General features: G+C 67.1%; 10 protein-coding genes. 1 reads left to right on the top strand and 9 read right to left on the bottom strand.

Features of this window, described 5'->3' with window-relative positions:
* Window positions 1-585 precede the first annotated feature (585 nt).
* Entirely contained in the window at window positions 586-2,952 is a 2,367-nt protein-coding gene (locus I6A60_RS22615; protein ID WP_203018121.1) for a bifunctional diguanylate cyclase/phosphodiesterase, read from the bottom strand.
* Window positions 2,953-3,846: 894 nt separating this feature from the next.
* Between I6A60_RS22615 and I6A60_RS22620 the strand changes: the two genes are divergently transcribed.
* Window positions 3,847-4,983 (top strand): BadF/BadG/BcrA/BcrD ATPase family protein, encoded by a 1,137-nt coding sequence (locus I6A60_RS22620; RefSeq protein ID WP_203018112.1) that lies wholly within the window; start codon window positions 3,847-3,849, stop codon window positions 4,981-4,983.
* A gap of 110 nt (window positions 4,984-5,093) precedes the next feature.
* On the opposite strand, the gene I6A60_RS22625 is transcribed toward I6A60_RS22620, so the two are convergent.
* The 8 genes from I6A60_RS22625 to I6A60_RS22660 all read right to left on the bottom strand — a co-directional run bounded on the left by I6A60_RS22625 (window position 5,094) and on the right by I6A60_RS22660 (window position 15,724).
* Window positions 5,094-6,311, bottom strand: coding sequence for a CaiB/BaiF CoA-transferase family protein (locus I6A60_RS22625; RefSeq protein WP_203018177.1), 1,218 nt, complete (start codon window positions 6,309-6,311; stop codon window positions 5,094-5,096).
* 185 nt (window positions 6,312-6,496) lie between these two features.
* Window positions 6,497-7,951 (bottom strand): aldehyde dehydrogenase, encoded by a 1,455-nt coding sequence (locus I6A60_RS22630; protein WP_203018110.1) that lies wholly within the window; start codon window positions 7,949-7,951, stop codon window positions 6,497-6,499.
* Window positions 7,948-8,763, bottom strand: a complete 816-nt coding sequence (locus tag I6A60_RS22635) for a mycofactocin-coupled SDR family oxidoreductase (RefSeq protein ID WP_307873812.1) — start codon at window positions 8,761-8,763, stop codon at window positions 7,948-7,950. Before I6A60_RS22635 ends, I6A60_RS22630 begins: the two co-directional genes overlap by 4 nt.
* Window positions 8,764-9,034: 271 nt before the next feature.
* Window positions 9,035-10,303, bottom strand: coding sequence for an ABC transporter substrate-binding protein (locus I6A60_RS22640; protein WP_203018106.1), 1,269 nt, complete (start codon window positions 10,301-10,303; stop codon window positions 9,035-9,037).
* 72 nt (window positions 10,304-10,375) lie between these two features.
* Window positions 10,376-12,811, bottom strand: a complete 2,436-nt coding sequence (locus I6A60_RS43660; RefSeq protein WP_203042389.1) for a diguanylate cyclase — start codon at window positions 12,809-12,811, stop codon at window positions 10,376-10,378.
* Between the two features lie 142 nt (window positions 12,812-12,953).
* Entirely contained in the window at window positions 12,954-13,904 is a 951-nt protein-coding gene (locus I6A60_RS22650) for an alpha/beta hydrolase (RefSeq protein ID WP_203042388.1), read from the bottom strand.
* A gap of 236 nt (window positions 13,905-14,140) precedes the next feature.
* Window positions 14,141-14,707 carry a nuclear transport factor 2 family protein gene (locus I6A60_RS22655; RefSeq protein WP_203018091.1) on the bottom strand — a complete coding sequence of 189 codons (567 nt, stop codon included), beginning with the start codon at window positions 14,705-14,707 and terminating at the stop codon, window positions 14,141-14,143.
* Window positions 14,708-14,884: 177 nt separating this feature from the next.
* Window positions 14,885-15,724, bottom strand: coding sequence for a helix-turn-helix domain-containing protein (locus tag I6A60_RS22660; protein WP_203018089.1), 840 nt, complete (start codon window positions 15,722-15,724; stop codon window positions 14,885-14,887).
* Window positions 15,725-15,777 lie beyond the last annotated feature (53 nt).

A 15,777-nucleotide genomic window follows, 5' to 3' on the forward strand; every position in this document is an offset into this window, starting at 1 on the left:
AGCCGAGGCGAGCAGCCCGTGCCCGCTGTCCGCGGATCCCGCTGGCGCTGTCGATCAGCACGACCGCGGCCCGCCCGCCTCATCGTGTGGGTCAGCTGGTCCGAGGTCGCCGCGGGCGAGAGGGGAGGCCTTCGTCTCGGTGGGACGGATCACCGGATCGGAGTGCTAGCACAGGCGAAATCCCTTCTGCGTACGGGAGTTCCGGCGGCGTCGCCGGCTCGGCGCCTCAGGTCGTTCGAAAATCTATCATTCAACGAATTTTGCGGCCAGGGGTGCAGCTCCCCGAGGCCCGCTTCCGGGTCACTGGCTACTTTGAGTCGCCACTCCGACACGACGAGGTGACCTGGTCGCCTTCCGGTCGCCATGTGCGACCAGCAGTGGCACTGACAGGATCACCTGAAGGTGGTCACCGGGATCGTTGAGCGGAAGCCGACCCGGTGCGCCCGGGCCAGGACTTGTCTGGGCGGCGTGCAAGACGCACGCACCCAGTGCCATCCGCTAGCCGGGTCCCCTGGAATCAATGGTCGAGACCTTGAAACGGACTCTCGGACGCGTCGAGGGGAACACGACCCGGGCGCCGTCGGGTCAATCCGCGCGAGTGCTGGTCAGAGTCCGGACCGGCGCGAGCTCCCGCAGCGGTTGGGGCGATCCGATCAGCGGGCCCTGCCCAAGGGCGCAACCAGCGGCCTGTAGATGGCGAAGCTGCGCGCGCGTCCTGACGCCATCCGCGCCTACCCTCAGACCGTTCGCCACCGCGAACTCGATGACTGCGGCGCGGGTCGAAGACAGGACCGACCACGGTGCCCGCTGGTCAGCCACCAGGTCACCGGACAGCGCGGCATCGATCTTGAGGAGGCGAACCGGTAACTGGTAAAAGGCGGCCAACGAACTCTCCGAAGCACCGACGTCATCGAGGGCGATGACTGTGCCCGCATTGGCCAGCCGGCTGAGCGTCGCCCCGGCGGCGAGTAGATCTGGGATGCGGCTCGTGCGGGAGAGCTCGAGGACCAGTTCATCGGCGCTCACGCCGTGGCGACGCAACAAACCTTCGACGTGGTCGACGAGATCAGGGTCTGCTGCACGGCTCGGTGACACGTCCAGATGGAGACAGACGTGAGCGCCCAGCCGGTCACGGAGCTCCGGCAGTTCCCCGAAGGCACGCTCGAACACGGATTTTTCGAGCTCATCGACAAATCCCTCCCGTTCAGCCTTTACGAGCAGTTCTCCTGCTGGGATGAGATCACCGCGTGACGGCGTCCGGCAGAGTACTGCCTCTGCGCCAACCGTGCGCCCGTCGCTTAGCCGACAGATAGGTTGATAGCAGAGAGCCACGGAATGTCCGAGAGTGAAGTCTTCGAGAGTTCTTGGGACGACGACGGAACTACTTGGATCTTTGGTTTCAGCGGTGAGCGGTTCAGCCCGTCGATAAACCACGAGCTTGCCTTTTCCTCGCTGCTTGGACTGGTACATGGCCTCGTCGGCACGGTGCATCAGCTGTTCGGGCACATCTACTGGGTCTCGGGAATCGGCTATTGCAAGGCCGATGCTGACCTGCACGTACCGTCGGGCCCCGTGAATCACGCATGGGTTCCCCATGGCGACAAGGATTCGTTCTCCCGCCCGCTCGCCGGTGACATGGGCATCATCGGCGTCCTTGGTGCCAGCCACCAGGACGGCGAACTCGTCGCCGCCCAGGCGGGCGGCTAGGTCCTCACATCTGATCGCGGCCCGCAGACGGCTGGCGACAGTTCGCAGAAGAGCATCGCCGGCGGCATGCCCGAGGGAGTCGTTTACGGCCTTGAAGTCGTCGAGATCGCAGAATAGTACGATCGCTGAGCTGCCGTCGGCACGGTGCCGCTCGATAGCGCGCTCAAGTTCCCGGGTGAACAACGCGCGGTTGGGCAGCCCCGTCAGAGAATCATGGAACGCTTGGTGACGAAGCCGCTCGTGCGCGGCCCGCACGGTAGCGAGGAGCCGGATGTTCTGGCTGACGGTGATGACCTGCCGTAGTGCCACGAGAGTAGCCAAGACCAGCGTGAGGTAGAGGGCGCCACCTCCTAGTTCCTTGCCGTCGGCGGCAAGCGCGACGATAACCACGGCGGCCGCACCGAGTGGAAGGTATGGAACGTAGGCGTGGCCCCAGAAGCCGGACAAGCGTCCGGATACCGGCTTCGCCGACGTGGCACCGTCTTCGAGACCACCCATCGCTCTTTGGCGCTCGGGCACAACAAGCCCCAAGGCGATCAAAGGTTCGCCGAAATTGACCCCGACCCAGTAGGGTGCCGTACTGCTCGCCAACTCCGCTTGGCTCACGGTCAAACCGAAGACTGCCGACTCCGGGATGATCAACACCGCGAGTCCAATGCCGAGCAGTGCCAGCGACCGACCATTTCTGGGGCAACGGAAGGCCGTCATCAGAACCACCAAGGCCACCGTCAGCATTCCCCCAAGCGGGAGTGCTATAGCGAGGAAGAAAGGAACACCCTGGACACCACTGGCGACGATCCTGCTCAACACGGCAATCCAGGTGATCAATAGCAGGGATACTACGATCACTAGGCCGTCTAATACGACGAGAGGGTCCGAATAGCGCGGCCTCCCATCGGGGTCCTCGGCGGTCATCCGGCTACGATCTTCTTGCTCCGTCGGAATCAGCAGCAGACCGATCACGACCAGGACGAAAGGTAAGAGATACAGAATGTCGAACGGGTTGAGCGTCACGACCGATGGATGGTAGCGGGACGCTCGAATCCAGTCGGCCAGTCCGCCGAACTCAAAGATGAGCACCGCCCAGATGAACAGTCGCCAGCGACGCTCCACTCCGTTACTGCGGACCACTCCAACCGTGGAGATCAACACCGCAATCAGATTAGCCGTACCGAGCGACACAGCTTGTGCAAGCAACCGGCTTTCACCCTCAAGGAAGAGCAGCGGAATGCTCGACAACGTCAACAGCGCGGCGACACATCCGGCCGTGACCCGAAAGGACTTTTCCGAAATCGGCGATGTATCCCCCTGGGTGCACCCTCCGTGCACTCCCCTGTGCGCTCCCGACCTGCGCCATCGCACGAGATACTTCGCCTCCTCCAGACGACCCTGTTGCCGCTGGCAAGCCACCCCAAACACCCGCTCAGCGCGATCGCGTCGTTTGGGAGGCTTCCCTCCATAGCCAGGTCGCTGGGTGGCTCGGCGCGGCCCACGCGCATCGGTCCCGAGATATTCCGACAAAATGGCCGATCGCCGTCCTTTCGCGGCGCGGAGATGCTGATCTGCTGACGGCGCGAGGCGGCCCCTGGTCGCCCCCACTGTTCCCATGGTCTACAGGTGATCCCCGATCACCTGTAGACCAGACTCCCCCTTGGCCAAGGAAGACGCGTTTACACCTCGTGAACACTGATCGATGTGTGGCGAGAGAGAAGAGCGCCCGTCACGCACAGAATCTCACACATGCACCGCGTACCCGCAGCATTCATTACGGCCAGCATCACGGCTTGTCGAGTTGTTCGTTTGCGCTATCGAAGGTCGAGGGGCATTGCCTCGACCGGCCTGGTCAGCGCTCACACAACTGGCCAGCCAGTGGCGGGTCGCCAGCTACCGCCGTCTTAAGATCGAGAGCCCCTAGGACGTCGGCGACCGCCTGGGATACGCTGGTCCGGAACGTCGCCGGGGCTTCCAATTATTTGCGCAGAGCGACGCCTTGTTCACGGTACGAGCCCAGAGAGATTTCCATGTGCTAGACGGCCGCATTCATTGTCACCACGCCGGTACGTTTGGCGGCACCGACACCGCGCGCGGTGGCCGCGCTGCTTTGATGGATTCAACGACCGGCAGGAGACCGAGACCAGCATGACCGAATATCGTCAGGACGCGCGGAACGATGAAAAGGCGGTCCTTCATTCACTGCTCACAATCCCCAAAGGACTCTTTCCGCTGACGGCTCCTGGCCAATCCTCTCGCCCAGAGCCAGGCCGGGCACTCCTGCTCGGCGTCGACGGCGGTGGGACCAAGACGAGCGCGGCCGTGCTCGATCTCACCGATCACAGCCATGCGGCCGCGGTCTCGGGGCCGAGCAACGTCGACGTCGTCGGATTCGACGCGGCCGCCGAAGCGATCCACGATGCCGTCAACCGCGCGCTGCGACGACTCGGAGGACGTGTAGAGAACGTCCGCGCCGCTGTGGTCGCGGTGGCGAGCGCCGACACGGACGAGAACCAGGAGCTTCTCCGGAGCCGGCTTGTCGACCTTCGCGTGATCGACCCGCTGTTCGTCGTGAACGATGTCGTGGCGGCCTGGGCCTCCGGCACGCTCGGGACCCAGGGCATCGGCGTGATCAGTGGCACCGGCAGCAACACGCTCGGCGTGACCGCGGACGGACGGACCTGGCGTTGTGGCGGCTGGGGGCATCTCCTGGGCGATGAGGGTTCTGGCTTCTCGATCGGTCTGGCCGGGATGCGAGCAGTCGTCGCCTACCGCGACGGCCGTAGCCCCTGGACGTCCCTTGTCGGCCGTGTGAGGGACTTCTACGGGATCGGGAAAGTCGAAGAACTGGAGGACCTCGTCTACAACTCGCTGGACAAGCCGGGGATCGCTGCGTTCGCCGTCGAGGTAGGGAACGCCGCCGCGGAAGCCGACGTGACGGCGATGGGCATCCTGCGGGAGGCGGGAGATCAGCTCGGTCGTCAGGTGTGCACAGTGATCCGACGCCTGGGTCTGAATGGAGGGTTCCCCGTCGCCACCATCGGAGGCACGTTCCGCGCAGGCGCGCCCTTCATGGATGCCTTCCGATCGCGAGTACTCGAAACCAGTCCGGAAGCCGAGATCGTGACGCCACCCATATCTCCAGTAGGCGGTTCCATCCTATTGGCCGCTCAAGCGGTCGCGCTCCGAGATCACGTCGACATCCGGCGCCTCAGCATCGAACCGGGCGGCGAGAACCAAGACCAAGAGCTCGGCGGCCCGCCACGCTGCGCAGGTGCGAAGTAGTCGCTGCTGTCAGAGTGCCGTACTGATCGTTTTCGTCTATCGTCGCGAACTATGGACACCGGCCACGGGCATCTACGAAAGTGCGGCAGAGCCGCTACCGAGAGAGTCCCTTAGGGCACGATTCCCCGGACCTTGAGGTCGAGCGCGGTGTCCCAGTCAATGCCGAGTTCGGCGAGGATGTCGTCGCCGTGTTCGTTGAAGTGCGGGGCGCGGCGTGGCGTAGCGGGCTGGCTGTCGTATTGCACGGGTACCGCGACCAGCGGGAACGGGGTGCCGTCCGCGGTGTGGCATTCCTGGACGTATCCGTTCGCGATGGTCTGTGGGTCGTTGGCGGCTTCCAGGGTGTTCTGCACAGCGGCCCACTGCCCTGCGAACGGCTTCAGGCGCCACCGCCATTCTTCGAGGGTCGCCTGGGCGAATACGGCGTCCAGGATCGCGACGGCCTCTCGAGTATGGGTGATGAGTGTCTCGTGGTTGGCGAAGCGTGGATCAGTCACGAGTTCGGGCCGGCCGATGACCTCGCAGAGCGGCTGCCAGTACACGCCTGCCTGCAGGCAGGTGAGCATGAGGGCGCGGCCGTCTTTGGTCTCGTAGGTGCGGACCAGGGGGTTGTTGGTGATCTCGTCCAGGGGAGGAACCACCCAGGGCTGCTGCGTCAGAAGCGACATGGTCATTGCCTGTCCCATGGCCCACAGGCCGGTCCCGAGCAGGGAGATGTCGACGGTAGTCGGCTCGCCGGTGCGCTCCCGGTGGAACAGCGCCCCCATGATCCCGCCGGCGATGGTCATGCCGCCGAGGGAGTCGCCGTAGCCCGGTCCGGGCGGGTTGGGGACCAGGTCGTATTCGGGGCGCATGGTTCCGATCGCGGTTCCGGACCGCGCCCAGAACGCGAGCGAGTCGTAGGACCCGTTGTCCGCGTCTGGTCCTCGTTCGCCTTGACCGGTCCCAACAACGTAGATGATCTTCGGGTTGGCTGTGCGGATGTGGTTGACGTCGATACGAAGTTTCGCGCGGATGCGTGGCAGTTTGTTGGTGAGGAAGACGTCGGAGGTGGCCGCGAGCTTGTAGAGGATCTCCTGGCCGTCGGCAGTGGTCAGGTCCAGGCCAAGGCTGCGTTTGCCCCGGTTGGAGTGCTCGACCAGCGCGTGGACGGCGCCTACGGTCGACGTGACCCCGCTTGAGGCTAGACCGCGCATCGCGTCGCCTCGCTCGACGTGCTCGATTTTGATGACGTCCGCACCGAGGTCCGCGAGAGCGGCGGAGGCCACGGGGACGAAGGTGTGCTCGGCGACCTCCAGAATGCGGACGCCTTGCATGATCGCTGTCATGGTCATCGCCTGTCGATAAGTGTCGGACAACGTCATTCCGTGTCGCCGCGTCTTGTTCCTGGCGCGGGATTGTCGAGCTCGCTACGTCCCGTACCTCGCGGGCACCCTTCACGCCGAGATCGACGATCGATGCGACGTCGGGTAAGTTCTCGGCCGAGACCCCCGCTGCCTCGGACTGGGTACTGTCAGTCCGGCACACCGGCGATCGTCTTGAGCTCTACGAAGTGGCCGAGCGCCTCCGGGCCGAACTCGCGACCGATGCCGGACTGCTTGAAGCCGCCAAACGGGGCACCGAGGTCGATCCCCACCCGGTTGATGCCGAAGGTCCCGGTCCGGACCCGGCGGGCCACCGCCAGCCCGCGTCGCGGGTCGGTGGTCCACACCGAGCCGGCGAGGCCGAACGGTGAGTCGTTGGCGATGCGGACCGCCTCGTCGTCTCCCCCGTCGTAGCTGATCACGCTGAGGACGGGACCGAAGATCTCCTCTTGGGCGATGCGCATGTCGTTGGTCACCGAGGTGAAGACCGTCGGCTCGACGAACCAGCCCCGGTCCAGATGGGCCGGCCGGCCGCCTCCGACAGCCACCCGCGCTCCGTCGGACAGCCCGCTCTCGATGTGGCTCAGCACCTTGTCCCGCTGCCGGGCGGACACCAGCGGCCCGACCTGGGTGACGGGATCCAGCGGGTCCCCGACCACGAGATCACCCACGGCCGACACGAGCTGGTAGACCACGGCATCGTGCATCCGCCGCGGCACGAGCACCCTGGACGCGGCGGCGCAGGCCTGCCCGTTGTTGGTGATCCCAACCTCCAGCAGACCTGTCGCGATCGCCGCGGGGTCGGCGTCGTCGAGCACGATCGACGCCGACTTGCCGCCCAGTTCCAGAACAACCCGTCGCAGGTCCGCGCCGCACAGGGACGCGATTCGGGCTCCCACGGCCGTGCTCCCGGTAAAACTGATCTTGTCTACGCCGCGGTGACGAACGAGACGCTCGCCGACAGCCGCCCCGCCAGTGAGGACGTTCAGGACTCCAGGCGGCAACCCGATCTCGGCGGCCGCCTCGGCGAGCCGAAGCAAGGACAACGGTGCCTCCGGCGGGGCCTTCACCACGACGGTGCAGCCGACGGCCAGCGCGGGAGCGATCTTCGCCGCGGCGATCATCAATGGCACGTTGAACGGTACGATCGCGCCCACCACGCCTACAGGTTCCTCGCGGACCACGAGCGTCGTGCCCCGTCCCGGTCGGGTGGACTCGCATTCACGGTCGGCGAGCGCACCGTAGTAGTCGAACAACGCGATCGGGGAATAGGCCTGGCTGTTCGTCCCCCAAGAGATCGGCGAGCCGTTCTCGCTCGCGACAGTCCGGGCGATCTCCGTGGCATGAGGTTGGAGAGCAGCGGCGAGGCGGCGGAGGTAGCCGCCACGCTCGGCGCCAGCCATCGCCGGCCATGGGCCCTCGTCGAAGGCCCGGCGAGCCGCGTCGACGGCCGCGTCGACGTCCGCCGGGGAACCCGCGGGCACCCAGCCGACCGGCTCCTCGGTGGCAGCGCCGATGACAGCCACGATCTCATCCGTCGCGGGGTCCTGCCAGGCGCCGTCGATATAGAGCTGCGTGCGCCGGACCGGCTCGATGCCGATCATCGAGCGAGCGTTCCGAAGTCGACGGGCAAGGAGACCCCGGTGATGTGCCGGGCCTCGTCCGAGAACAGGAAGGTGGTCACGCCGGCCACCTCCTCGGTGGACATCGGCGTGCCCGCCAGCGACGACATGAAGATCGGCCCCAGCCGCGGGTAGGCCGCGACCATCGCGTGCAGGACGCTGTCGCCCTCGCTCATCCCGCTGTGAACCGCCCACGGATGAATCGTGTTGACCCTGATCTGGTGCTCGCCGAGCTCGTTGGCGAGCACCTGCGCGAGACCGACGACGCCGTACTTCGACGCCGCGTAGTGGCCCATCAGGGGCAGGCCCTTGAGCCCGGCGACGGAGCTGGTGATGACGATGGCGCCGCCGGAGTTCTGCTCGATCAGCGTCGGGACCGTGGCCCGCACGGTGTGCCACACCCCGGTCAGGTTGATGTCGATGACGGTCCGCCACTGGTCGGGGGTGAGCTCCCACACCCGGCCGTAGCTGATGACACCCGCGTTCGCGGCGACGTAGTCGAGACGGCCGAGCGACTCGACGCCGGCGCGCACCGCCTCCTCGACGCCGGTGAGATCACGGACGTCCACCGGCCGGGCGACGATCTGGCGCCCCAGATCCCGGACGAGCTTCTCCGTCTCCGCCAGATCGTCGGCGGTCGCCACCCCGTACGGCAACGACCCGACCGGCGCACAGATGTCAAGGGCGATCAGATCGGCCCCTTCCCGCGCCAACCGCACGGCGAGGGCCCGCCCCTGCCCTCGGGCGGCCCCGGTGATGACGGCGACCTTGCCTACGAACCGTTGTCCTGCCACGTCTCGCACGCTCCAAAGACGATGGGGATCGAGCCGAAAGGTCCTCGACCAGGCCCGCCGGTACCGTCGCGATCGTCCGTCAGTCCTCCGACGAAGCGCTCCGGCCCGCATCCCCTCTCGATTGCCGTTGGGATTGTATTTTATATACGATCTGGCCGCCGCGCCCCTGAACTGCGCCAAGGGCCGAGACCTCGCCACCTTGATCGCGAGGCTGGCCGAGCTGCTGGACGAGCCGGTGGCCCCAACCCGCTGGCCACAAAAGCCCAACCTGCTACTGAGGAATCGGTTCGCCGCACCACGTGGAGGGGTTGGGCGCTCCGGGCGTGGCGTTAGGGACGATTTCGAATCCGGTCCCGCTCTGGTTGACCCGCACGAACGTGTAGCAGTTGTCGGCGGCGTTACCGTCGTGAGAGAAGTCGACTTTCCCGGCAAGCAGACCACCGGCGTCGTAGTCGGTCACGGCCCTCAGGCCGGTGATGAAGCTCTGGCGGCTCGGGCAACTCCCCGCGGCGGCGAGCCCACGGAGGAAGAGATCAGTCGCGATGTAGCTTCCGTACGCGACCTCTTGGTCCGGAGGCTGCAACTCCGGTGCGTAGTCGACCATCGCCTTCAGATAGACGCGCTGAGCGGGTACTCGTGCCTCGAACGGCACGAACTTGAGGAAGGTAGTTAGTCCGGCGGCGGCGCGGCCGTAGTTCTGGATGGTGGACTTGTTATATCCACTGACCCCGAGGATTACCTTGGGCGCCGCGCCAGCCGACCGGACGGCGGCGACGGTGCCGGCTACGTCGTCGCCTCCCAACCCTACGACGAGGACGTCCGCACCCGATTTTAGGATGTGCTCGGCAAGGACCTCGGGGTTGCTGATTTTCGGGTTGAACGTGACGGGTTCATACGGAACATGGGCCGCCCCGAGACTCTGTTCGACTTTCCTGCTGAAATCCGTAGACACGGCCGTGCTGTCCGTGACGACAACGGCCCGTGTGCCGCCCTGCGCGCGCACGAAACGTCCGAACGTGTCGACGGGCGGTCCGTCGAACGAGGACGGGAAGGAGAACAGGTTCTGGTACGAGGCGTTCGACCAGATACTCTCGACCGGTAGCCCGACGGCAGGTACGCCCTGGGCACGGAGGAAGTCCTCGCCTCCGGACCCGGCCGTTGTCGCCTCGACCAGCCCGAACACACCGACCTGGTTGACGAGCGCTCGGACCGCCTGGTCGTTGCCCTGGGGAGTGCCACTGTCGTCGCGCCACTCGTAGCTGACCTTGCGTCCGTTCACGCCACCGGCGGTGTTCGCAAGCTGCAGACGCGCGTTGATGCCACTGCGTGCCGCCGCTACCGCGCCGCCGAGGCTGCCTGCGTCCGGGTAGACGACTCCTATCTTCACCTCATCCGCGGAGACGCCGGGAGAGCCGCAGGATGACGCCTGCCGCGAACCACCTCCGACACCACAGCTGGCCATCGTGGCCGCGGCGATCGTGGTGGCCACGATGATTACCACATACTTCCGGTACGGCGCAGCGGGTAAGGGTATCGCCATGACTGTTATTCCTTCGAGATAGTGAGCGCCGCTCCCGCGGTCCGTGAGGACCCTCGTCCCGGAATCTGCCCATCAACGATGGCGATCAGGTCCCGCGGCGACCGGAGAAGCCGGTCCAGGCTCGACTAAGGCGGACGTGCCGGGGCGCAGACATTCCAGGCGCAGGTCGGCGAGGGGCCTGGCTTCGTAGACCGGTCCCGTGCCCAGGTCGAAGCCGGCGAGGGCGAGTTCGCGTTCCTGGGACCGGGCGTCTATACCGGTGGCCAGCACAGTCAAATCGAGGCGCCTGGCGGCGGCCAGGATGCTGTCGCGGACCCGGCGGACCTGGGCACGGTCGGTGGCGGCGGTGTCGGTCATTGATGGGTGGGTTTTAATCATCCGAATGGGAAGTAGACGGCATGCGGCGAACATGTCCGCGTTTTCGCCGACTCCATCCAGGGCAAGCGCGGCGCCGCGGTCGGTGAGGGGCAATAGCGGGGAAACGGTCGCGGCGAGTGCGGCGCCGTCGCTGACGTCGGCGAGCGCGAGGATCAGAGAGCGTGGGCCCGAACCGGGCAGCAGCGCGGAGATGTCGGTCAACGGCAGCCGGTCGAGAATCGCGTTGAGGGGGACGGTGACCAGCACCGGCGGCGGGGCGGACGGTTGCTCGGCAGCGGCGAGGTCGGCGCAGACCCGTCGGAGGATGAGGCGCAGCAGCCTGTCGGCCAGCCGGGCCCTGTCGGCGAGCGGGAGCAGGCGCCCGGACGCGATCTCACCGTGGTCTGGATGACGCCAGCGTGGCTCGGCATCCGCGGCGACGGTACGCCCATTCCGGAGCTGGATCACGGGCCGGTAGGTGACGTCCAAAGTGCCCGCGTCCTCGTCGCCATCCAGCAGACGGGAGAGGTCGTCCGACATCCGCGACGCGCTGTCGATCATCGCGAGGTCGGGGTGATAGACGACCAGCTCGCCTTTCCGTTGGCGCTTCGCCGCATACATGGCGAGGTCGGCTTCGCGTTGCAGGGTCTCGGCGGCATCCGGGCCGCGGTCGCGGCTGGCGAGGACCAGCCCAAGGCTCGCGCCGACACGATGGCGGTGTCCCGCGAGGGTGCACGGCGCACGGATGGTCGCGGCAAGCCGGCGCGAGCGTGCCTCGGCCTCCGAGCCGTCCCGGGCGTTCTCGAGGATGACCGCGAACTCGTCACCTCCCAGTCTGGCGACGGTGTCCCCTGATCGGACACCATCGCGGAGCCGGCAGGCTGTGATCCGTAGCAGCTCGTCTCCGACGGGGTGGCCGAGGGTGTCGTTGACCTGTTTGAAGTTGTCCAGGTCGCAGAACAGCAGCGCGCAGGGGCGGTCGTCGCGCTGGGCGAGTGCGTGCCGCAGGCGGTCGGCGAACAATGCCCGGTTCGCAAGTCCTGTCAGTGGGTCGTGGGAGGCCTGGTAGCGCAGGTCTCGTCGGCTCGCCTGCACGGCGGTAAGCAGTCCGGCGTTGTCCCGCAAGGTCAGTACCTGCCGGAGCAGCACGACCAGCAGTAGGCCGAGCAGGCCGTACCGTTCGAGGCGGTCGATGGGCGTGCCGGCGATCAGCTGGCCGACAGCGAGGGCGCCGAGGGCTCCCAGCGTGACGTAGGGCAGTACAGCGTGAGTCCACAGCATCTCGGGAAGGGTTCCGTCCCGGCCCGAAGGTCCGGCCGCCCGGATCGGTACAAGACCGGACAGGAAGACGAGCAGCCAACCGACGACGAACCCGACGTCCATCACCGGCGCGATGGCGCCTCCTCCCGCGACGGCTACGAACAGGTAGGCCGTGATCGTGAAGGCCTCCCCGGCCATGCCGGCCCCGAGCAGGCCGAGTGCCAGGCCGGATCGCGGCCGCCGGAAGGTGCCCATCAGCAGGATGGCGACCACGAGCAACAGACTGCCCAATGTTGTCAAGATCGGGAGTGTGAGTAAGCGGTTGCCCATGTGTGCCGATCGCGCGATCGGTATCAGCAGCACCGACCAGAGGAGCGTCATCACAGCGCCGACGACTGCCAGACTGTCGACCGCGACGATCGCGTACCAGTGATACCCGCCGCCGCCATTGACCCGACGAGTCTGTGGCGGGTCGGTAGGAAATGCCAGCACACCGGCCAGCGCCACCAAGATGGTCAGGCCGAACCCCAGTGCCGACGCCGAGAGACCGTGATTTGCCGGGCCGTGCTGGAGCCCGAACTGGGCCCACCACACCGCGGTGACCGTCAGCAAGGCCGCTACTGGCGCGATGATCAGACGCCAGCGACGATCCGCGCCGTGGGTCCGCCAGCCGGTCCAGGTCATGCAGACCGCGGCGGCCAGGCAGCTAGCCACATTCACGAATCGGACGATCACCGTGGCCACGGTGACGGGCAGCGCCACCGCGCAGACCGCGGTGGCCAGGGTCAGGACGGCACACGCCACCGCCGCCGACCGCCACCGCGAGCGCAGGCCGCCGGTCGCCGAAGGCTCCCCCCGGCACATCCGCGACCGCGGCCGGTCCGCCGCCACCCGTCGGAGCCACCTGAACACCCAAGGTAAGTATCCTAACTCGTTCCGTTATAACCCTCTGGTCATCGCATCCGGCCCGACGACGGGCGGGCTCGGCGACGGCCCAGGCGAAGAATCGCGGGTGGCCCGAGCCACCCGCCCCTCAGCTGGGTTCGACGCCGAGTGCGCGGGCGAGCACGTCGCGGGCCTCCGCGGCCTCGCGTCGACTTACGGCCGCGTGTCGAATGGCGGCGGAGCCGTGGAACGTGCCTGGGAACAGGTGCAGCTCGACGGGTACGTCGGCCGCGAGCAGGGCCTGAGCGTAGGCGATCGCCTCGTCGCGCAGCGGATCGAACTCCATCGCCGAGATATAGGCGGGAGGCAGGCCGGTGAGATCGGTGGCGCGCGCTGGGGCGGCGTGGATCGAGACCCCCTCCGTGCCGCGGACGCCAGGGCCGAGGTAGTAGTCCCAGCTGAGTTCCGTGTTCGACCGGTTCAAATGTGGCGTGTCGATAAATCGGCGCATGCTGGGCGTGTCGAGCCGGTCGTCGAGTTCCGGGATGGCCAGGAACTGGAAGGCGATCGCCGGTCCGCCGCGGCCGCGGGCGAGCAGCGCGAGCGCGGCGCACAGGCCGCCGCCCGCACTGGCACCGTGGATCACCACCCGAGTCGGGTCGATGCCAAGGTCGTCGGAGTTCTTCACACACCACGTCAGGGCCGCGTAGCAGTCCTCCAGCCCAGCCGGGAACGGTGCCTCTGGGGCAAGGCGGTAGTCCACGGACACCACCGCCACGCCGAGGTCGCGCGCCAGCTCGATGTTGGCCGAGTGGCCGATGTCGGCGTCCCCGACGACGAATGCTCCGCCGTGGACGTCGAACAGCAGTGACGGCAGGGCGCGACGCTCCGGGAGGTACACCAGCAGGCGGACGTCGGGAGCCCCAACCGGGCCCGGCACGAACTTCTCGTGTACGGCGACCCCGGAGGTGTCGACCTCGCCGGCCAGATCGGCAAACATCTGCTTCATCTGCAGCCGTGTCGCTGGTAGGTCCGACAGGTCTACCGTGGGGACGGACGAGACCACGGCGGCGAGCTCGGGGTCGAGCTGATAGGGCACGGCGTCCTCCTCAGGAGTGGCGACTTCTGCTCTTCGGCCCTCGGGTGTCGCCCTGTTCGCCTGCCAAGTTGCGCGATCTGGGCGTTTCGGGCCACCAAGCACGCTGAGAGTTCCAGCGCGCCTCAACGGGTACTTGAACGGGAGAAACTCGAGCCTCGTCCCGGCGTCGACCAGGTCCGCGAGGAGCGATATCGACGCTAAAGGCGTAGTTTGGGGAGGCGGGTTCTTGCACTGTGCTACGCGGCGGCCAGCTTCGATTCGATGTATTCCCTGAAGATCTGCGGTACGTCTTCTTCCGCGACCTTCTCGAGGGACTGGACCGGCTGGCTCCAGCTCTCCTCGCCGAGGATCTTGCAGTTCTCGTCGAACGGCCAGATGATGAGGAGACGCACAGCCATCAGGTACGTGGCATCCGGATCCTCGATGGGGATGCCCCGCACCGCGAGGTCGTGACCCCACTGCAGGATCCGCATGGTCCCCTCGGTGATGACGGTGGAGTCATCGACAATAACTCGATCGTCGTTCGCCTCAAGGATGTGACGACCGGCGCCGAAGATGTGGTTGACGTAGAAGTCGCGCACGGCGTCGATTCCGTTCGGCCCCTCTGCGGGGTAGTCCGGCATGTAGCGATAGACCGGGTCGGGCGCCAGCGTCGCCAGTACACCCTCGAGGTCTCCCGCCACCTCGCTCTTCGCGTGCATCAGGACCCCCTCGAGCATGCGGCGGTGCCGCGGATTCGTAGTGGTGGCCAGCTTCTCCTCGAGACCTTTCCACGTCCGCGTCGGATCAAAGTCAATCGCCATGAATATTCCTTCCTCGCCCGGCGGCAGAAGACGGCGGTACGCCGAGAACGGCCAACCTGGCCATGGGGTCTAGGAGTCTGTGAGGGCCGTTCGTCGAGTCTGCGACCAGGCCGCCGCGATGTCAGCCGCCATGCGTCGGAACATCAGACCCGGCCGTCCGCCAAGCGTGCGGCCGGGTCACGGCCTCGGCGACGCCCGGTCGGCTGTCGACCTGCCGGACGACGAGGTGCGGGCCAGCAGTGCGAGCATCGCCCGGAACCTCCCGAGCGGGTCGTCGAGCCGCCACCCGAGCGCCGCCTCAATGTTGTCGAGCCGGGCAGCCACGGAGCTGTGGTGCAGATGCAGCGCCGCCGCCGCCTGCCGCAGTGAACCGGAAAGGCAGAACACCTCCAGCGCCTCGATGTCCGAGGCCGTCAGCGCCTCCAGCGCGACGAGGTCCGGGTTCTGCCGCAGCCTGGCCTCCGGTACCTCTGCCACGATGGCGAGCGCGCCAAGTCCGTCAAACTCGACGACTCGGGACTGGTGCCTGCCGTGGGCCGTGAAGCGCAGGGCGAGCGTGGCCTGGCGCCACGACTCGTGCGCGTCGAGCGCCGTCACCGCCCCGCCGACGCCGACGACGACGTCGAGAAGCTCACGGTCCCCGCCCGGCTGGTCGCGGTCGGCCCGCAGCACGGCGGACAGGTCCCCGGCGGGGGAACAGCCCGGGTTCTTCGCGCTCTGGAACAGGACCGCGGCCACGTCGGCGAGGACCGTGCAGCGGTGCCTTCCGCGCAGCGTCCCACCGGCGAGCCGGCCCACCGTCTGCCGGCAGTCGGCGGCGTTGGTCCCGGTGGCCACGGCCAGCACCCGAAGTCGCTGGTCGGGGTCGAAGCCCATCAGCCGCAGCGCACGGCTGCGGTCCACGGCCGCCTCCCGCTCGGACAGCGCCAGCTCCACCAGCGCGGGGTCGGCGAGGCGCCGAGAGGGAGTGTGGGACGCGGGAGCCGCCTGGGCGGGGACGGTCGTCAGTGCCGGCATGGCTGAAGGCTCCTCACTCGTCGGGCGGACGCGGCAAGCCGGCGGGGCCGAAC

Source organism: Frankia sp. AgB1.9 (assembly GCF_016786355.1).
Lineage (GTDB): Bacteria > Actinomycetota > Actinomycetes > Frankiales > Frankiaceae > Pseudofrankia.

Excerpts from the sequence above, each read along its gene's own strand:
- I6A60_RS22630 (WP_203018110.1), bottom strand. The coding sequence starts at position 7,951 with ATGATCGGCATCGAGCCGGTCCGGCGCACGCAGCTCTATATCGACGGC.
- I6A60_RS22640 (WP_203018106.1), bottom strand. The coding sequence starts at position 10,303 with ATGGCGATACCCTTACCCGCTGCGCCGTACCGGAAGTATGTGGTAATC.
- I6A60_RS22625 (WP_203018177.1), bottom strand. The coding sequence starts at position 6,311 with ATGACAGCGATCATGCAAGGCGTCCGCATTCTGGAGGTCGCCGAGCAC.
- I6A60_RS22620 (WP_203018112.1), top strand. The coding sequence starts at position 3,847 with ATGACCGAATATCGTCAGGACGCGCGGAACGATGAAAAGGCGGTCCTT.
- I6A60_RS22655 (WP_203018091.1), bottom strand. The coding sequence starts at position 14,707 with ATGGCGATTGACTTTGATCCGACGCGGACGTGGAAAGGTCTCGAGGAG.
- I6A60_RS22660 (WP_203018089.1), bottom strand. The coding sequence starts at position 15,724 with ATGCCGGCACTGACGACCGTCCCCGCCCAGGCGGCTCCCGCGTCCCAC.